Below are 19201 nucleotides of genomic sequence, written 5' to 3' on the forward strand. Positions count from 1 at the left end.
TGTCTTCCATGCTGATGCTGAAAGAATCAAAGCGGGTACGTTTGAGCGGACTGCCCGGGAGGCGCTTCCCTGCCATGGCCGCTTATTCCGATCCATCCAGCACTTCCCGGATTTTGAAGGCCAGATCCTTCAGCGAAAACGGCTTCTGGATGAAGTTGACCCCTTCATCCAGCACGCCGCGGTGGGCGATGACGTCGGCGGTGTAGCCGGACATGAACAGGTGCTTCATTCCCGGCCGGACCTCCAGCAGCAGGTCGGCCAGTTCGCGGCCGTTCATTTCGGGCATGACCACGTCGGTGACGAACAGATGAATGTCGCTGCCATCTTTCTCGACCATCCGGATGGCTTCGCCCGGAGTTGCCGCTGGAAGGACGTTGTATCCCAGACGCTGGAGCATCATCAGCCCCATTTCCCGCATGGTCATGTCGTCTTCCACCATGAGGACCGTTTCGCCCCGGCTGCGTGGTATTGTCTCACCGGTGGCGTCGCTGCCTGCGATTTCAGCCTTGGCGGACTGCCGGGGCAGGTAAATATCGAAGGTCGTGCCGATGCCGGGCTCGCTGGTTAGCTGGATGAAGCCCTCGTTCTGCTTGACGATACCGTAGACCGTGGCCATGCCCAAGCCCGTGCCCTGGCCGATTCCCTTGGTGGTGAAAAAGGGTTCGAAAATATGGTCCTGGGTTTCCCGGTCCATGCCGCAGCCGTCGTCGCTGACGGAAAGCCGCACATATTCTCCCGGCAGGCAGTCGGCAAAGGCCATGCAGGAGTCCTCGTCAAACATGGCGGTGCCGGTTTTTATGGTGACCTTGCCGACCTCTTCGATGGCATCCCGGGCGTTGACGCACAGGTTGGCCAGGATCTGATCCAGTTGGGAGGGATCCATGCGTACAGTGCATTGCCCGGTGGCGGGCATCCAGGCCAGTTCGATGTTTTCACCGATGATCCGGCGCAGCATCTTGAGGATGCCTTCGATAGCTTCGTTGAGATCGAGTACCACCGGTTCGACGGTCTGTTTGCGGGCGAAGGCCAGAAGCTGGCGGGTGAGATTGGCCGAACGCTGGCCGGCGTCGAGGATCTTATGGAAATGTTTGCGCACGGGATCGGAAGAATCCAGCGTTTGCATGGCCAGTTCGGCATAGCCAATGATGGCCCCCAGCATGTTGTTGAAATCATGGGCCACCCCACCGGCCAGAACGCCGATGGCCTCCAGCTTCTGCGATTGCTGCAACTGGGCTTCCAGTTTGCGGCGCTCTGCTTCCAGACGTCTGCTTCGGGTAGTATCCTGAAGGACGAAAATCAACGTCAATTCATCGGATATGCGGATCATGCGTGCGGAATAAATGCCCGTCCGCCTGGTGCCGTCTTTGCGGAGAAATTCCATTTCACGATCCAGGACATCCCGGCCGGCCACCAGTTCTGCCACCATGTCCGCCCGGGCCGAGGGATCGGCCCAGAAATGGATGTCGGTCGATGTCCGCCCGATCACCTCATCTCTTTTCCAGCCGGTGGTCTCTTCGAAGCCGATATTGACATCGATGATTTTTCCATCTTTCAAGCGTGTGATGGCGATGACATCCGGCGCCATGGTAAAAATCTTGGAGAATTTCTCCTCGGACAGGCGTATCCTCTCTTCGAACCGCTTGCGGTTGGTGATGTCCCGGGCAATACCCAGCACGCCGATAATGTTGCCCTGGTCGTCAACCATCGGAGTTTTTATGGTTTCCACGAGTTCGCGGTGGCCATCGTCGGCAAAGGTATGCTCTTCCTCATTCACGCAGGCTTCGCCCGCCGCCATGGCAGTTTGGTCTTTTTCCCTGAAGAAATCAGCCAGTTCCCGGTCCAGGAAATCGTAGTCGGTTTTGCCGACAATGTCGGCCTCCTCGACTCCAAATAATCGTTCGAGTCGCTTGTTGCAGAACAGAAAAACACCCTGGGGATCTTTAAGCCAGACCAGGTCAGGCAGAGTGTCGATGAGCGTTCGCAGGCGTGCTTCGCTGGCCTGCAGCGCTTCCTTGACCTTGCGGTGCGTGGTGGTGTTCAGACATGTTCCGCAGACACGCAGCGGTTTGCCGTCCGGACTCCGCTCGATCACGCGGCCCTTGGCGAGCACCCAGATATCGTGTCCCGCCTCATGCCGCAACCGGTGTTCGATTTCGTAAAAATCTGTCCGGCCTTTCAGGTGCAGGTCCATTGCCTGAAGTGCCGCAGGTCGGTCCTCGGGTGGAATCAACGCTTTCCAGTTTTCGAGAAGCGGTGCGATTTCGTCCAACCGGTATCCCATCATATTTGCCCAACTTTCGTTGACGATCATCTTGTCCGATGGAATATGCCAGTCCCAGGTGCCCAGATCGGCGCCGTGCAGGGCCAGTTCCATACGATTTTTGGTGTCGACCAAGTCGCGGGTCCGTTCGTCGATCAGCAGTTCGAGCTGCTCCCTTTTATTATGGACAACGCCGAACCAGCCTGCCAGCAGAAAGGTGAGCACCAAACCGGCTATGGCAACCGGCCAGGCCGGGTAGACAGGATAGAGGTCGAAAAAGCCGGTGGCTGCCCGGGCGGTGACCAAAAAGGCCTTGCCGAAAACGAAGATGGGGTATTTTACGGTGAACCGGATATCCGCAAGGCTGTCGTGTTCCCCGGACACGGCGATGGGTTGGATGGTCGTCTGCGAAAAGCCGATCGCCAGTTCCAGGAACATTGTCTGGGTTGGGTTTGCGCTTTTCAGAAGAGCGGCCGGTTGAAGATCGGCCAGCGCGAACCCACGCAGGCGCGAGGCATCGCCGTGGGCAAAGACAGGACGAAAGACTTGAACGACGGCCGGGTGGTCCGGCTTCATCGGATTGCCGATGGGAACGGTACAGGTGGTCAGACCGCTGCGTGCGGCCGTTTCCAGAGCCCTTCTTCGCAACGGATCGGAAGACAGATCGAATCCCAGGGTGTTTCGCTTTTCTTCCGCGGGAGCTGTAAGGACGATGGGGCAGTAGCTGCCGGTACGCTCCGGAACGGGGATACGTTTTCTTTTCTCGTCCCACTGCCAGATCGTAAATTTCGGAAGCTCCTCGGCCCGGATTTTTTTCTCCATGGGCTGCCGGTCCAAAGCCGGCACCCATTGAGCCCAGGACCAGGCCTGGATCACAGGATTGTTCACCAGATAATCGGTATAATTGTCGAACTCTCCGGGATTCACGTGCTCGCTGGCTTCGAAAAAACGCGCCAATGCTTCCAGTTCGATATGATGAAGGGTGTGCAGGATCATCGTGATGGCAGCGGTTTTCTCCTGGGCCAGTTGCCGAAAGGCATGTTGACGGGTGTGCAGGGTAACTGTCCGGATGGTCCAGGATGCTGCCAGGCTCAGGAAAAATCCGGCGAGAACGATCACCAGCAGCATTTCCTGGTATGGCTGTCGGTGGAAGGCCAGGCCTGCGGAAAAGGAGCGGCGGTTGATCAAGCAGGCGCCGACGACCCACAGTGCTATCGTTACCAGGGTGAGGAGGGCCGGCGGCAGCGCAGTTTGCGCCAGCTTCCGCTGCCAGTCGCGGGCAGCAAAATCCATCCCCAGGACCGCAACCATATCGCCAGAGTCGGGGTCGATCAAAGGCACCAGTGCGCTGATCCACGTCCCCCATCGGTCGCTGGCAGGACCTGTGGCCAGGGCCCTCTTCTCTTTAAAAACCTTCAAGTCTTCGTCGGATATCTCTTCATAAAGTTGTCCGGCCGGGGATTCGTCTTTAGAGCCGGGTGGTTCGCTGTCCACAAAGAAGAAGACGGCGCCATTTTCCCGGCGCCCCAGCAAGTAAATGAATTTGCAGTCTGTGATGGTTTTCCCGGTAAAGGCCAGCTGTTCCTTGAGCTGGAGATAGTCGGCGGCGGTCAGATCGGCATCGGAGCCTGAAAGCGACAGGATTCGTCGGACATCCACTGCTTGAGCCACGAGTTGGGCCTGGTAAAGCAGGTCTCCGCGCATTAAGCGGTCCGATTGCCGGATCGTCCACCAGGTGAAAAGAAAACCTCCCAGAAGAATACCGACGAGAGCACCGATCATGGTACGACTCGTCCATGCACGCCTGACGGTCGGTTTGTTTTCATTCGTAGGCACAGGCTTCCTCTGTCGTGAATGCCGATTCAATATTCGCAATAAATATCAACCTGTCTCAATGGTATTGTTTCGGCGAAACGCACTAAAACACAAGTAAAAAAAGAAGCACTTGCTGCACTGCAAACCGGGTTGGCGGACAGAATCTTTAGAGCGTCTTTGGATTTATGGTCTTGACCTGAGCTTGCGGCTGGCATAGTCTGAGCCTCTTTAAAATCAATTTTGTTTCTATTCGGAGGAACATTGTACGGTTTCCAGGACCTGTTGCAGTTCACGTTTGCGGGGATTACCAGCGGCGCGATTTACGCCCTGATCGCCCTGGGTTTCTGCGTGGTGCACAACACCATCGGGATCGTTAACTTCGCCCAGGTGGATTTCGTTTCCCTGGGCGGCATGTTCCTGTTCAGCGGCTTGTTCTGGAGCGGTCTGCCCATGGTGGCAGCCCTGCCGTGCGCTGTGGCGGCCGTCACGGTGGTGGGCATCGTCGTGGAGCGGCTCGGGGTCCGGCCGTCGCGCTCCCAGAATCATCTGGTGCTGATTTTTTTGACCATTGGCATTTCCATCATTTTGCGCGGCGGCATGAAGCTGATCTGGGGCAAAAACCGCATGGCCGTTCCGTCGCTGGCGGGTGATGAACCCCTGCGCATTGCCGGAGCCGCGATTTTGCCCCAGGCGGTGGCCATCCTGGTGATTACCGCTGTCGCCATCGGCCTGCTGGTGTTTTTCTTTCACGGCACCCGGTTGGGGCTGGCCATGCGCGCCGTGGCCTCCAACCCGACCGCGGCGTCGGTGGTGGGGCTTTCTGTGGGCCGCGTCAAGGCGGCCAGCTTCGCCTTGGCCGGCGGATTGGGCGGTCTGGCCGGCGTGCTGGTGACTCCCATCACCACCTTGAGCTACGACGTGGGCGTCCTGCTGGGGCTCAAGGGTTTTGCCGCCGCCATTTTAGGGGGCTTCGGCTCGTTTCCCGGCGCCGTGATCGGAGGCGTGATGCTGGGCCTGCTGGAATCGCTGTCGGCGGGATACTGGAGCAGTGCGTATAAGGATGTGGCGGCGTTTGTGGTGTTGTTGCTTGTTTTGTTTGTCAGGCCGAAGGGATTGTTGGGAAAATGACGGTGATCAGCCAGAGCAGGCATCTTATGGCCCGGGCCGGCGTTCTCACTCGGTCGAAATCCTCAACGTAGCGCTGCTACGCCTGCGGTTTCAACCTCGCTGCGGCCTTGTCCTGAACCATAAGCTACCTACTCTGGTTGATCACCTGAAAGAAAAAATTAGAAGCCAGAATAGACCAGACTGGAATTGATCGGCGCTCTGTTGAACAGCCATGCTGACAACTAAAGACAACATCTTCTATTTCATCTACCTTCACCGAACCGGGCTGACGGTGACCGCCCTGTCCGCAGTCCTGCTGGTCTGGCCGCTGATCGAAAGCAATCCTTACAACCTGGGGCTGTCCAACCTGATCGCCATTTATACCATGGTGGTGCTGGGCCTGAATTTGTTCATCGGGTATGCAGGACAGATCAGCCTGGGGCATGCCGCCTTTTTTGCCATCGGCGCCTACGGGACGGCCATCGGCACCACCACCCTGGGCGGGCCGGCTTGGCCGGTGATGGCGGCCGTGGCCTTGATTGCCGCAATCGTCGCCCTGGCCGTGGGCCTGCCGGCGCTCAAACTCAGCGGCCATTACCTGGCCATGGCCACGCTGGGCTTCAATATCGTTATATACACCATCCTGGTTCAGTGGGACACCGTCACCGGCGGCCCCAGCGGTTTTTCCGGCATTCCCTACCTGTCCATCGGGTCGGTGATTTTCGACAACGAAATCTATTTTCACTATCTGGTGTGGAGTTTTGCCGTGCTGGCCCTGCTGCTGTGTCTCAACCTGGTGCGCAGCGGTGTGGGGCGGGGTCTGGCGGCCCTGGCCGAAGATGAGACCGCGGCATCGGCACTGGGGGTGGACATTCGTAGGGCCAAGGTGAAAGTGTTCGTTCTTTCGGCGGTATTGGCTTCTGTCGCTGGCAGCCTGTTCGCACACTGCTATGCTTTCGTCAGCCCGGATTCTTTCAACATCTTTGTCTCCGTGGACTTTGTGATCATGGTGGTGGTGGGTGGCATGGGCTCCATCTGGGGCACTTTATTCGGTACGGCCCTGATTACCCTGCTGCCCGAATGGATTGAGGCTTTGGAAGCATTCAAAGACGTCATTCACGGCCTGATTCTGGTGGTCATCCTGCTGTTTCTGCCCCAGGGACTGGTGACCGGCATTGTGGATGCGGTGCGGACCAAGATTGCATTGAGGCGCAATCATGCTTGACGGATTCGTAAGAAGCCCGATATCCGCCCCTCGTCACTGCGGAGTATTTTCATATACGCCTTGTTCCTCGGGGCTCGCAAGCCTTGATCTCGGGCTTCCTACGAATCCGCTGGAAGCGCCAATGGTTTTGCAAATACAATGCTTTTACTGAAAAATGTAAGCAAATGGTTCGGCGGCCTGCCGGCCCTGCAGGATGTCTCCTTCGGCGTTCCGCGGGGGCGGATCACGGCACTGATCGGCCCCAACGGTGCCGGCAAGTCGACCCTGATCAACTGCATCAGCGGCGTGGACACGACCGCAAGCGGCCAGATCCTGTTGGAAACCCGCCCCATCGAGCGGCTGCCGGCCCACGGCATCGCCGATTTGGGGGTGGCCCGCACCTTTCAGAACCTGAAGCTGTTCGCCCGTCTTTCCGTGCTGGACAATGTCCTGACCGGTCTTACGGTAGCGGCCGAGCGTTCTTTTTTCCGTTCCATGCTGCGGCTGCCGGCCCTGCGCACCCAGGAGCGGCAACTGCGGCTGAAGGCGTTGGAGGCGCTGGATGATTTCGGCCTGGCCGAAAAGGCCAACTGGCCGGCAGGGGCCCTTTCCTACGGTGAGAAGAAGCGGGTGGAGATGGCGCGCGCCTTCGTCGGTGATCCCAGGCTGGTGCTGCTGGATGAACCGGTGGCCGGATTGAACGCCGATGAGACGGCACGTATCGCCCGCCACATCCGCCAGAAGCGCGGCGCAGGTCACACAATGCTGTTGGTGGAACACGACATGGAACTGGTGATGGATGTGGCCGACCAGGTCGTGGTGCTGGACAGCGGCCGCTGCATCGCCGGCGGAAGCCCCGAGGCGGTGCGCAGCAACCCGTTGGTGCTGGATGCCTACCTGGGGCGCATGGAGGCGACGGCGTAAGATGAGTGCACCTCACTTGCTGGCCATCGAGAATTTAACGGCCCACTACGGTGCGGCCCAGGCCCTGTTCGGGGTGGATTTGACCGTCGATGCGGGTCAGACGGTGGCCTTGGTGGGTGCCAACGGCGCCGGCAAGACCACTTTGCTCAAATGCATTATGGGCCTGATGCGCGCCTCGAATGGCCGGGTACTATTAGATGGCCAAAAAGTCACCGGCTCCTCGCCGGCCAAAATGGTGCGCAGCGGGCTGGCCCTGACGCCTGAAGGACGCGAAGTCTTTCCCGATCTGAGTGTGGCCGAAAACCTGGAGCTGGGCGCGGTGGCCCTGAAAGCCGGCCGCCGGGAAGTTGTCCGACGCATGGAAGCGGTGTATGAGCGTTTCGGCCGACTGGCAGAACGCCGGGAACAGCCGGCGGGAACCCTGTCCGGCGGCGAGCAGCAGATGCTGGCAATGGGACGCGCCCTGATGGCCAAACCGCGGCTGCTGCTGCTGGACGAACCCAGTCTGGGTCTGGCCCCTTTGATCACCGATGAGATTTTTACCATTATTCACCAGTTGGCCCGATCCGGAGTCACCATCCTGCTGGTGGAGCAGAATGCCGCCCGCGCGCTTTCGGCTTCCCACAAGGCCTTCCTGATGGCCGGCGGACGTATCGTCCAGCAGGGCAACAGCGACGATCTGCTGGTGGATCCCCGGTTGCGCGCCGCCTTTTTAGGCGCTGCCAGCCATGAAAAACCCGAGGCCAGCCGGCTGGGTGCCGCCGGCCTGACCAACATCCGTTTGGAGAAACCCGACATGCATCAAAAAAGTTTTATGCCTGCCTTTACCGATGAACAGGCCCTGGCCGAACACCAGCTCAAGGGGCTGCAGTGGACGGTCCGCCACGCCTTCGAAGGCTCCGCTTTTTACCGGGAGCGTCTGGAGGCGGCTGACGTTTCGCCGGAATCCATTCAGCGTCTGGAGGATATCACCCGACTGCCCTTCACCACCGCCGACGACCTGCGCGAATTCTATCCCTTTCCCCTGCGGTCGGTGCCCTTCGAGCAGATCGTGCGCATTCACGCCAGTTCGGGAACTACCGGCAAGCGCAAGATCATCGGCTACACCCAGAAAGACCTGGACGACTGGATTCACTTCTTCGCCCGCTGCTATGAGATGGCCGGCGTGACGCCCCTGGACCGGGTGCAGATTGCCGTGGGATACGGGATCTGGACGGCCGGCATGGGCTTCCAGCTCGGCTGCGAGAAGATCGGCGCCATGGCCGTTCCCGTGGGGCCAGGCAATGTGGACATGCACCTGCAGTTCATGCAGGATGTCCGCTCCACGGTATTTTGCAGCACGGCCTCCATGGCCCTGTTGATGGCCGAAGAGATCCAACGCCGGGGCATCGCCGACAAGATCAGCATCAATAAAATCATCTACGGCTCCGAGCGCAGTTCGCGCTCCATGCGCCGCAAGATTTCCGAATTGTTTGGCGGGGCCGAGCTGTTCGACATCACCGGTCTGACCGAATTGTACGGCCCAGGTACCGGCATCGAATGCCCGGACCACGACTGCATCCACTACTGGGGCGATTACTACATTCTGGAGATCATCGATCCGGTGACCCTGCAGCCGGTGCCAAATGGCGAATGGGGCGAGATGGTGGTGACCACGTTGTGCAAGGAGGCGGCCCCGCTGATCCGCTATAGAACACGGGACATCACCCGTATGATTCCCGGCCCCTGTACCTGCGGATCGCTTCTGCCCCGCCACTCGCGCATCAAGGGGCGCAGCGACGACACGATCAAATTCAGGGGAGTCAACATCTACCCTTCCACCATCGACACCATCCTGTCGGCCATTCCCGGCCTGGGCTCCGAATACCAGATCCACCTGACCCGCGACGAGGATTCCGGCAAGGATTTCATGAAGCTGAAGATCGAACGGGGCGAGGGCGTGGACGCCGGCCGCACCGCCGAGCTGGTTCACGAGATCGGCTACCAGGTCAAAAAGCAACTGCTTGTGTCCATCCAGGCGGAATTGGTGGACTATGGGGCGCTGCCGCGCACGGAGCGCAAGAGTCAGCGGGTGTTTGACAGTAGAATTACAGACGAAATCGTCTGATGCCGGCTTATGTTGTTACTATTGATAGAAATATCCTTGTTAAAATCCTTATTTTTGTATAGTCTCTCCTGAACGTAACTAACCGGATCGAAGGAAGGAGAGGATGAGATGAATAAGGTTCAAAAGCTTTTAGTATCGGCTGCATTGTTGGCTTTGACGTTGTCCGGAGGAAATGTTTTTGCCGAGGATACCATCAAGATCGGCGCCTTTTTTGACCTGTCCGGCCCGGCGGCCTTCATCGGTACACCCACCAAGCTGGTGGCCGACATGGTGGTGGACAAGATCAACAAAGAGGGCGGGGTCAATGGGAAAGAGATCGAACTGGTTATCGGCGACACCGAGGGCGACCCTGCCAAGGCGGTCAACATTGCCAAGAAGTTCATATACAAGGACAAGGTGGCGGCCATCATCGGCCCCACGCGCACCGGCACCGGCATGGCGGTGAAGAAGATCATCCATGGCGGCAAGATCCCGGCTTTCATGACCGTGGGCGGCGATCCGGTGATCATGGGCGGTGAAAAACTGGGTCCCTTCGACTGGGTGTTCAAGTCTCCCCAGCGTTCGTCGGTGGCGGTCAAGCGCCTGTACATGTATCTCAAGGAAAAGGGCCTCAACAAGATCGCTCTGCTGACCGCATCCGACGGGTTCGGGAAGGACGGCAGCCGCTGGCTGACCAAGCTGGCACCTGAATATGGGCTGACCATTGTAGCCCAGGAAGCTTTCGGCCCCAGGGACACGGACATGACCGCCCAACTGACCAACGCCAAGAACGCCAATCCTTCGGCCCTGGTGGTGTGGACCATCGGTCCGGCCGGTTCCATCGTCTCCAAGAACAAGGCGCAGCTTGGCATCGACCTGCCCCTGTTTCAGTGCCACGGCCTGCCCGATCCCAAGTACATCGAGCTGGCCGGCAAGGCCTCTGAGGGCGACCGCATGCCGGCCACCAAGCTGATGGTTGTCGATGCCCTGCCCGACAGCGATCCCCAGAAGCCGGTCATCCAGGAGTTCGTCAGGCTCTACACCGACAAATACCATTTCGATAAGCAGTTTCCCATCAACACCCACTCCGGCTATGCCTGGGACGCGATCATGATCGTGGCCAACGCCATGAAAAAAGCCGGGACAGACGCGGACGCCCTGCGGGCAGCCATCGAGACGACCAAGGGGTACGTCGGGGTCTCCGGCGTTTACAACCTTACGCCCGAGGACCACAACGGCCTGGATGTGGATTCGATGGTGATCGTGCAGGTGAAGGACGGAAAGTTTGTCATGGCCCAGTAGAACAAATTTCAACAAGCGTCTAAGTGCCCATGGCGGCGTTACGCAAAGGAGACAAATGCTCACATACTACATGTATGCTCCGCTTTATCGCCTTTGCAAGCCTTGCCATGAACCCTGATCCACTTGTTGAGATCCGTTCTGGTAGCGTTCACCAGAAATGGCCAATTTGCTCGATATCGGCGTTGCGCGAAAAATTAGCTGCTCGAAATATCAACTATATGCCTCTGGGCTAACCCAAGCTAAAACGGGTCGTGCGCCTTGATCTCGAACAAATTTGCCGATTTCTGGAAGAACGTCAGGAAAACAATGATTGAATTCGTTGGGGCGGTCCTTGGGGACCGCCCTTCCTTATCGCGTCTCTCCCTGAGCACCCCTAATCCAAATCCAATTCCGCCTTACATCGGTTGCATCGCATCGCCCCTCGGAACACCGTATTGCCGCAGTCGGGGCAGTGATAGCGGGCCTCTTCGTCTTCGACCCACTTCCCGGTGCCGTGTTCGCGCCGGTAGGGAACCGAGCGTAAGATAACCTTCTTGCCCACGGTCATGGGAAAATTCTCGATGTGCGCACAGGGAAAGTCGTCGCAATGGTGGCAGCCGGAGATTCCCTTCTCTTGTGTACAGTTGCGGATGTCGCACTGCTGGCAGTGCATGAACAGGCAGCCGGAAAGACAGCCGTCGCATCGGATGTCTTCGGTGGAAAGATTTTCGCTGTTGGGCAGGGCGCCTTTTCCGGCCACACCGCCTTTGTACAGATTCAACAGCCTTTGCTTCAACTTCCTATTGTCGTCCCGATGGGCGATGTGGATGGCGCAGACGCCACAGTATAGGCCGCAAGGGGATAGGTAATCGGGGTTGACGTTCATCGTTTTCTCCTTTCGGTGCCATACAATTCGTTTGGGGAAACATATGAATGGCAGACCCACAAAATCGAAATCGATATCGAAATCGAGAAACAACTCGGTGATGGATTGTTCAATACCGATTCGGATTTCGATTTCGAAGCGGCGATGTTTTCAATGTCAAAGGCTCGCTAATAATGGCCGGCTCCGATTTGAAGATCTGCAAGAATCCGGTAGCGGCGATCATCGTATACCTTTTTTACCATGGAGACAAAGTCGGGCGATGATGCTGCGACGGATCGATACAGGGTGGTCAATTGGCCGAGTTCATCCATTTCCCGGAGGTAATCCCCGAGGCGGACCGGTTCTTCCTTTGTGCCTGGGGTTTCGTTGAACATGGGCTTGTCCGGGTGGATCCATCCCGATTTTACATAGACGGGCAGGATGTAGCCGCAGCGACAGCGGTTGGCATCGCCGATTATCCCGCAGTTGTTGATCAGAAATCCCTGGATACGCGTTCGGGCCCGGGACAGTCGCTGGCGATAGGCGGCCGGTGAGATATCCAGTATCTGAGACCCTTCCTGGCTGTCGACGCCGATCACCACGCCCAGGATGAACGCCAGGCGGTGGGAGCGATTCAGGGCGCTGAGGATTGCATGGATGCAGATTGCCCGGGTCTCTGCCTCAAGGTAGGGTTCCGGTGCTTCCAGCGGCCTGGCAAGCCAGCCCCGGGCTTCATGGCGGTCCAGAATGCCGTCCAGGTCCTCGATGGAAGCCATTTTCTTTTCCGCAAACGTTTTGCGGACCGTCAGGAGTTTGTTGACCGCGATGCGCAGCACCCAGGCACGAAAGGAGCCTTCGAAGCGGTAGGTCCGCAGATTGGTGATTACCCGGATGATGATCTCCTGGGCCGCGTCCTCGGCGTCCTGCCGGTTGAGCAGCATTCGCAGGGAGAGCGAATAAACCGGCTGCTGGATTCGGCGGACGAGTTCCTCCAGGGCATCCCGGGAGCCCTGGACGGCAGATTTCACCAAGTCATCCGTCTGTTTGTCCGTTTTCATCCCTGCCTTCCTGGAGAGTAGTGTAGTCTGGACGATGCCTGTTGTACACCATTACAGCGATTTTTAGCGTTCTGATAATAATGACCGATGATTTTGCCGTTTGTGACAAAAATTTTGATTTTTGTCGGTCATGCGGACTTCTTTTTTGGGCATTTCTATAAACTTCTTGACTACAGCCGATTGTTTTTAGTACTCGCAGCCATCCAGATCGTCATCTTGCAAGGAGTTTTTTTTGCGTAACCAACCAGCGGATATTGTGCCATCGTTGCCGACGAGTAAACGACGCTAACGGCGGCTGATTGAAAATATCGTTCGTACTGAATCAGATCGTTTTCTTTTGGTCTGTTCCACGGCAGATTTCTGCCTGAACCCCACCGTTACTGTTGTTTTCCCTGTCTGCAACCCATCATACCTTGACAGGCTCGTAAAAAGTCACCCGACATGCCATTCCAGTGGCGGCCTTTAGGGGCGAAAAATTTTTCGCCCTTACCCCGACTTGAGCAGAATGATGCCAATATGCCGATTTTGGCTTTTTACGAAGCCGTCACACACTGAACTGTCAATGATTTTTACCATCGGCTCCGGACGTCCCGTAAGGGCGTCATGCGCCGAGGCACACAAAAAAACTGAATCGGTATACGGAGTATTAACCAGTGATGACACAGAAACGAGAAAAAAATATCTACCAAAATCTTTCAGCTTTGGGATGGACTTCCTTCTTTCAGGATCAATTGGAAAACAGGCATTCGGATCGGGTGGCGACGGCGCGGGTTGTCGGGGTCCGAAAAAACAGTTTTGCTATCAGCGATGGACAAACAGAATGGCTTGCCACGGCAGCAGGAAAACTCCAGCAGGCCAACCGTCGCTACCCAGTTGTTGGAGACTGGGTGCTGGTGACCGATACGGTCATTCATGAAGTGCTGGAGCGGAAAAATAGGTTGACCCGCGGGGCCGCGGGCGGACATGGGAAATTGGAAGCGGTGCCGACGCGGCAACAGGTGATTGCCGCCAACCTCGACACCGTTTTTATCGTTTGCGGTCTGGATCGGGACTACAACCTGCGCCGCATCGAACGCTACCTGACCCTGGTCTATAACTGCGACCTGACGCCGGCCATCATTCTTACTAAGGCCGACCTGCAGCCGGACCCGGAAGCATTCGTCCAGGAAGTGGAAACGATCGCTTTCGGGGTGCCGGTCCATCTGGTTTCCGCCAGGGACGCCACCGGTCTGGTCCGACTGGAAGAAACCATTGCACCCGGCCGGACGATCACCATGATCGGCTCATCTGGGGCCGGGAAATCCACGCTGTTGAACCGGCTCTACGGAAAGTCCGTCCAGGCCACCAATGCGACAAGCGAAAAGGTAGGGAAGGGGACACATACGACCACCAGCCGGGACCTGATCGTGATGCCACAGGGCGGCATGATCATCGACAACCCCGGCATCCGGGAGATTTCTTTCTGGGATGCTGACAAGGGGGTCGAAAGCGCGTTCCCGGAAATCGAACGTCTTGCCGCCGGCTGCCGATTCTCCGACTGCAACCATGCCCACGAACCCGGATGCCGGGTCCTGCAGGCGGTCGCCAACGGAGAGATTGCTCAAGAGCGGCTGGACAGCTACCACAAGATGAATCGCGAATTGACCTACCTGGCCGAAAGGCAGCACAAGAGTGCCGACCGGATGGAAAAGGAGCGCTGGAAGGATGTGGCGCTGAAAATAAAATCCATGAAAAAGAACATGAAAAAATGAACCCACAAAAAAGCCGGGACCCGCGTCCCGGCTTTTTCAAGGATTGTGTATGGCGATCCGGTCTTTGTATCCCATTTACGAACAGAGATATTTCTGGACCGATTCTCCCGGTATTAGTCGACCGCCTTTTCGGTGACCATGGCTTTGGCCACGACGGGAGCCTTTTCCTCGGCATGCTTGGGCCGGTTGGTCAGATAGGCGATGACCACGCCCAGCATCAGCAGACCGGCCGACATGTAAAAGGCCCAGCGCAGGCTGCCGGTCAGATCCTCGATGGTGCCGCCCAGACTGGTCATGAAGAATCCCAGGCCCCAGCCCAGAAATACCAGGCCGTAATTGAATCCGAGGTACTTGGATCCGTAAAAATCGGCGGTGAAGGAGGGCATCAGGGAAAGCCCGCCGCCGTACTGCCAGTAGGCGACCCCGACCACCATGAACAGTAGAACGATATTCTGTTCAGCGATCACATAGGGCAGGATGAACATGCAGCCCGCGGAAATGGCGCAATTCAGGCAGTAGGCGTTTACTCGGCCGATCTTATCGGAATAAAAGCCGGTTCCCACCCGTCCCGAGGCATTGATCAACCCGCCGAAGGAGACGAGGATCCAGGCATTGGCCGCGAAAAAAGGCACATCGGCGGCCGCTTTTTTCAACAGCCCGGCGGCGTTGGCGATAATCAACAGTCCGGATTGGGTGGAAATGGTAAACATGAGGACCAGGGCGTAAAACTGCCAGGATTTGAAAATTTCCTTGGGAGTCCAGTCGTGTTTGGTGCTGTCCTGATTGGCGGCTGAATTGGCGTTGGCCGGCATGGGCGGCACATAATCTTTGGGGGGGGTGAAGAGGAGCTGGCCGCACAAAATGGTGACAACGGCGAAAATCAGGCCCAATGCGAAAAAGCTTCCGCTGATGCCGTAATGGTCGATGAAGTACTGGCCCAGCCCGCCGATGTAGATAGCGGCGCCGCCGTATCCGGCGACCACTGCACCGGCGATCAATCCACGTTTATGGGGGCCGAACCACTTCAGGGCCGCCGGTGTGGGCGCCGCGTACCCCAATCCCATACCGGTGCCGCCAAGGATGCCGAAGCCGATAATCAGCCCCAGTTGGCTTTTCATCAAGGCGGCGACAACGCAGCCCAGGGCCAGAAAGAGACCGCCGGCGGTCGCCCCGACCTTGGGGCCGAATCGATCCTGGATCCGCCCGCCGGGGATCATGAGCACGGCAAAAAGGATGACGCAGATGGCAAAGGGGGTGGCTGCCTGGGCGTTGGTGAGATAGGTCCAGCCCGCATTGGCGCCGGTCATGACTTCACCGGCCCGGTCTACGTCGACCAATGCCTTTTTCCATATGCTCCATGCATACAGGATGCCCAGGCACAGGTTGATGGTGGTTCCGGCAAACGTCGTGATCCATCCCTTCAGGGGAACTTTTGCTGCTGGCTGTACCGACATTCTTCCTCCCTTTTTTTTGCAAAATGAATAGTATTCATCGAACTAAATCTTTCATTTTGCTGGTTGAGAATATTAAAATAAATGGAATTCAGTAAATGGGATCATCAATAAGCGTGCCACAATAGATAAAATACTCCCACAAGGGGGGCTTAAAGCGGATTTTCAGTTGGGGAATTCCGATAAATGAGGTGTTTATTCAAATTGTTATCGGTTTGATTGGAGACAGCAGGAAATTAGGTCGAAGGGGCTTTTATAGCGATTTTCCAAAGTCAGGGGATAAGAAATGCGGCCCGAAAATCACAAACAATGTTGTGAAAAAGGCTCGATTTTTTTTATAACTGATTGATATCGAATTTAATCCAGGTAGATCACAACTCCGGTTGATCCAACAAATAAAGTTGTAGTTGTTTGCATGGCGCGATCAAGCGATTTCCGAGGATGGGGTCTCTGTTCGGGGGCAGTTTTTCTGTTGTACGGCCATGGGTGCTGGAAAAGCTTTTTAAGACGTCACTACCATTGGAATTAGGCCGGTCGGGCTTCCCTCTTGAGGTGCAGTTCGAACCGTTCCACCAGCAGGGAGCAGGCAAGGCAAAGGATGAAATAGATAGCCAGAATAGTGATCCAGACTTCGAAGGTGAGAAAGGTTGCGGCCATCAGTTCCATGCCCTGGAAGGTCAGCTCCTGGATGGAGATGACCGAGACGATGGCCGAATCCTTGATGGTGGAGATGAACTGACCGGCCAGGGGCGGCATCACCCGCCGCAGGGCCTGCGGGAAGATCACATGACGCAGCTGCTGGGCGCGGGTGAACCCCAATCCGGAAGACGCTTCCCACTGGCCTTTGTCGATGGATTGAATGCCGGCGCGGATAATTTCGGTAATATAGGCGCCTTCATATACGGCCAGGGCCACGGCTCCGGAAATGAAAACGGGGATTCTCGCTGGCTCGGCCATGATCAGGCTCAGGATGCCGGACAACGGGCCGCCGTCCATAAGCACGACCTGATTGATACCCAACGCAGGCAGAAGCCGGTCGCCGACGAAATAATAGAAAATAAAGATCCACACCAATACCGGAATGTTGCGGATTACCTCCACGTATCCGCTGCCCAGCATCCGTCGGTAGCGGCTGCAACTGGTGCGGAAAAGCCCCATGATTGTTCCAATGATCAGGGCCAGAACTGTGGCCCAGAAACTGAGCCGCAGGGTGACCAGTACGCCTTGGAGGATCAGGCCGGGAACCCATTTGCCGGTGTTTTCATCCACCCGCAGCAGGTATTGGGGGATGGCCTGCCAGTTCCAGTGGTACTGGGCCTTTTGGGCGGCGAGGTAAAGCAGGCCTGCCGCCACGGCCCCGATCCCGGAAAGCAGGACCAGGTCCGTGGCGGTGATTTTGCCTTTTTTTGCGATCACTGGATCTGCGATTCCCAATCCCTGGTTTCAAACCAGTAGGTCTTGCGTTCCTTGAGCCAGCCTTCGGCGGCCACATAGCCGATCCAGTTGTTGAAAAAATTCAATGTGTCCACGTCGCCCTTGCGCACGGCGAATCCGATCGGCTCTCGGGTAAACGTGCCCTTGAACGGCATAAATAGCTTGTCCGGGTTCTTGATGGCCTGGAACGCCGGCGTCGGTGCGGAACCGACCACGGCATGCACACGGCCGTTGATGACCTCCTGATACGCCTGGGCCTCGTCGTCGAACATACGAATCTCGGCCTTGGGCAGGTATTTCTTGGTGGCGGTGACAGCAGTGGAACCCAGCCGGGCAGCGATGACCACACCGGGTTTGTTGTAGTCCTCGAGGGATGTCATGCCGGCCGCCATTTTCTTGCTGGCCACCATGGACATTCCAGTGTAATCGTAGGGATCGGTGAAATTGACCTTGAGATTCCGGCTGGGCAAGATGCCCATGCCACCGATGATCACATCGAATTTTCCGGTGAGCAGGGCCGGAATGATACCGGACCATTTGGTGGGAACGAATTCGACCTTGACCCCCATGTCCTCGGCCAGGCGGGTCGCCACATCGATCTCGAATCCGATGAGCTTGCCGGTCTTGTCTTTCATTGCCCAGGGAACGAAGGTGGACATACCCACGCGTAACACGCCACGTTGGATCACCTGTTCCACAACGCTGTCGTTGCTGCTGGCGGCCATGGTTCCGGTGGCGCCAATCAGACTGAACGTCAGAATCGCCATAATTACCAAATGGGTTGTTCGTGTCGCAGCTTTCATAAATCCACTCCTTTCTTTTTTCTCTTTTCCCACGTTTCGGAATTAGTATTTGGCCAGCGCCATCCGTTTCTCCATGGCCTGGGTCACCAGGGACAGCGAGAAGGTCAACAGCAGGTAGATGGCCGCAATGGTAAACCATAGTTCGAACACCAGGTAGGTTTCGGCAATGATCTCCTGGCCTTTCATGGTCAGGTCATAGATCGCGATGGTGCTGACCAGGGCCGAATCCTTGATCAAGGACACCGCCTGGCTGATCAGCGGCGGCGTCATGTGGCGCAGGGCCTGGGGCAATACGACGTGGCGGTAGATATGCCAGGGACTCAGCCCGATGCTTTGAGCGGCCTCCCACTGCCCCCGGGGAACAGCCATGATCCCGGCCCGAATAATTTCAGAGGCATAGGCCCCTTCGAACAAACTTAAAGCCAACACCGCCGAGGCAAAACGCGAAAGCCCCACCAGCGGCGAAAAAACGAAATAGATGAAAAACAATTGCACCAGCAGCGGCGTGTTGCGAATCGATTCGAGATAGATCCGGGCGATGGCGCGGGCAGTAAAGGATGCGGACAGGCGGCCGATGGCGGTAACCACGCCGAAAAGGCTGGAAAATACCAAAGACACAGCCGATACCTTCAGGGTTATAACGAGGCCTTTCAGCAGGGGGCCGGCCAGAAAATGACCCTCGGAAAAGGTAAATAAATAGCGCGGTACCCGATACCACTGCCAGTTATAGCCCAGCCCGGCGCCGCCGGCATAAACGAACCAGATCAGGAGTCCGGCAGTGGCAATGGCGCCAAGCCAGTCACGTAGAAGGCTTTTCCAGCCGGTTCGGGCGTCGTCGCCAGAAAGTGGGATGTCACACGCATTCATCATGAGAAATCAAATGGTGTCGTCGTGCCGGGCAAACGGCAACCCGCCAAAGCATTATGTTTGCAGCAACCTTTTATTGAATTTCAGTTTTGCGTCAATCCGATAAAAGCCGGGCACAGTTTTACGATTGTAGGCTTACGAAACAGCTATCTACAGATTACATGCCAGATCATTACCGATATGAAATCGGTATATGTAAACATGCACCATTTCGCGAAAAATGCAAGGTCTGCCGGTTTTGGGTTTAACCGAAAGGTGAGAACCATCGCCACCGCATCTTGCAGAATTCGTTTCA

At 56.9% G+C, this 19201-nt stretch carries 13 protein-coding genes; 6 read left to right on the forward strand and 7 right to left on the reverse strand.

All coding sequences use genetic code 11. The features are described 5' to 3' along the window. Positions 1-82: 82 nt before the first annotated feature. Positions 83-4042, reverse strand: coding sequence for a PAS domain S-box protein (locus GN111_RS23280; protein ID WP_155306055.1), 3960 nt, complete (start codon positions 4040-4042; stop codon positions 83-85). A gap of 294 nt (positions 4043-4336) precedes the next feature. Between GN111_RS23280 and GN111_RS23285 the strand changes: the two genes are divergently transcribed. The 5 genes from GN111_RS23285 (at position 4337) to GN111_RS23305 (ending at position 10698) form a co-directional block, all read left to right on the forward strand. Then, on the forward strand, positions 4337-5203 hold the full coding sequence (locus GN111_RS23285; protein ID WP_155306056.1) for a branched-chain amino acid ABC transporter permease: 867 nt from the start codon (positions 4337-4339) through the stop codon (positions 5201-5203). Positions 5204-5414: 211 nt separating this feature from the next. Further along, positions 5415-6407, forward strand: a complete 993-nt coding sequence (locus GN111_RS23290) for a branched-chain amino acid ABC transporter permease (RefSeq protein ID WP_197740406.1) — start codon at positions 5415-5417, stop codon at positions 6405-6407. Between the two features lie 138 nt (positions 6408-6545). After that, on the forward strand, positions 6546-7310 hold the full coding sequence (locus tag GN111_RS23295; RefSeq protein WP_155306057.1) for an ABC transporter ATP-binding protein: 765 nt from the start codon (positions 6546-6548) through the stop codon (positions 7308-7310). A gap of 1 nt (position 7311) precedes the next feature. Further along, positions 7312-9417 (forward strand): ATP-binding cassette domain-containing protein, encoded by a 2106-nt coding sequence (locus GN111_RS33975; RefSeq protein WP_155306058.1) that lies wholly within the window; start codon positions 7312-7314, stop codon positions 9415-9417. Between the two features lie 108 nt (positions 9418-9525). Continuing rightward, the gene (locus GN111_RS23305; protein WP_155306059.1) at positions 9526-10698 is read left to right on the forward strand and encodes an ABC transporter substrate-binding protein; all 1173 of its coding nucleotides are present in this window, start codon (positions 9526-9528) and stop codon (positions 10696-10698) included. A gap of 373 nt (positions 10699-11071) precedes the next feature. Here GN111_RS23305 and GN111_RS23310 read toward each other — a convergent pair whose 3' ends face one another. After that, entirely contained in the window at positions 11072-11563 is a 492-nt protein-coding gene (locus GN111_RS23310) for a DUF3795 domain-containing protein (RefSeq protein ID WP_155306060.1), read from the reverse strand. A gap of 167 nt (positions 11564-11730) precedes the next feature. Beyond that, entirely contained in the window at positions 11731-12600 is an 870-nt protein-coding gene (locus GN111_RS23315) for an RNA polymerase sigma factor (RefSeq protein ID WP_155306061.1), read from the reverse strand. 656 nt (positions 12601-13256) lie between these two features. Between GN111_RS23315 and rsgA the strand changes: the two genes are divergently transcribed. Further along, positions 13257-14351 (forward strand): ribosome small subunit-dependent GTPase A, encoded by a 1095-nt coding sequence (gene rsgA, locus GN111_RS23320; RefSeq protein WP_155306062.1) that lies wholly within the window; start codon positions 13257-13259, stop codon positions 14349-14351. Positions 14352-14464: 113 nt separating this feature from the next. On the opposite strand, the gene GN111_RS23325 is transcribed toward rsgA, so the two are convergent. The 4 genes from GN111_RS23325 to GN111_RS23340 all read right to left on the reverse strand — a co-directional run bounded on the left by GN111_RS23325 (position 14465) and on the right by GN111_RS23340 (position 18909). Further along, a complete protein-coding gene (locus GN111_RS23325; RefSeq protein ID WP_155306063.1) occupies positions 14465-15805 on the reverse strand; it encodes an L-lactate MFS transporter in 1341 nt (446 codons plus the stop codon). A 522-nt stretch (positions 15806-16327) separates the two neighbouring features. Continuing rightward, positions 16328-17218 (reverse strand): amino acid ABC transporter permease, encoded by an 891-nt coding sequence (locus GN111_RS23330; protein ID WP_155306064.1) that lies wholly within the window; start codon positions 17216-17218, stop codon positions 16328-16330. Beyond that, the gene (locus GN111_RS23335; protein WP_155306065.1) at positions 17215-18039 is read right to left on the reverse strand and encodes a transporter substrate-binding domain-containing protein; all 825 of its coding nucleotides are present in this window, start codon (positions 18037-18039) and stop codon (positions 17215-17217) included. Before GN111_RS23335 ends, GN111_RS23330 begins: the two co-directional genes overlap by 4 nt. Before the next feature lie 42 nt (positions 18040-18081). Continuing rightward, positions 18082-18909 (reverse strand): amino acid ABC transporter permease, encoded by an 828-nt coding sequence (locus GN111_RS23340; RefSeq protein WP_231715539.1) that lies wholly within the window; start codon positions 18907-18909, stop codon positions 18082-18084. Positions 18910-19201: the final 292 nt, after the last annotated feature.

The sequence above is a fragment of the Desulfosarcina widdelii genome (assembly GCF_009688965.1).
Lineage (GTDB): Bacteria > Desulfobacterota > Desulfobacteria > Desulfobacterales > Desulfosarcinaceae > Desulfosarcina > Desulfosarcina widdelii.

Coding starts and splice junctions, on each gene's coding strand:
- GN111_RS23340 (WP_231715539.1), bottom strand. CDS start 18,909: ATGATGAATGCGTGTGACATCCCACTTTCTGGCGACGACGCCCGAACC.
- GN111_RS23280 (WP_155306055.1), bottom strand. CDS start 4,042: ATGATCGGTGCTCTCGTCGGTATTCTTCTGGGAGGTTTTCTTTTCACC.
- GN111_RS23325 (WP_155306063.1), bottom strand. CDS start 15,805: ATGTCGGTACAGCCAGCAGCAAAAGTTCCCCTGAAGGGATGGATCACG.
- GN111_RS23310 (WP_155306060.1), bottom strand. CDS start 11,563: ATGAACGTCAACCCCGATTACCTATCCCCTTGCGGCCTATACTGTGGC.
- GN111_RS23295 (WP_155306057.1), top strand. CDS start 6,546: ATGCTTTTACTGAAAAATGTAAGCAAATGGTTCGGCGGCCTGCCGGCC.
- rsgA (WP_155306062.1), top strand. CDS start 13,257: ATGACACAGAAACGAGAAAAAAATATCTACCAAAATCTTTCAGCTTTG.
- GN111_RS23335 (WP_155306065.1), bottom strand. CDS start 18,039: ATGAAAGCTGCGACACGAACAACCCATTTGGTAATTATGGCGATTCTG.
- GN111_RS33975 (WP_155306058.1), top strand. CDS start 7,312: ATGAGTGCACCTCACTTGCTGGCCATCGAGAATTTAACGGCCCACTAC.
- GN111_RS23305 (WP_155306059.1), top strand. CDS start 9,526: ATGAATAAGGTTCAAAAGCTTTTAGTATCGGCTGCATTGTTGGCTTTG.
- GN111_RS23290 (WP_197740406.1), top strand. CDS start 5,415: ATGCTGACAACTAAAGACAACATCTTCTATTTCATCTACCTTCACCGA.
- GN111_RS23315 (WP_155306061.1), bottom strand. CDS start 12,600: ATGAAAACGGACAAACAGACGGATGACTTGGTGAAATCTGCCGTCCAG.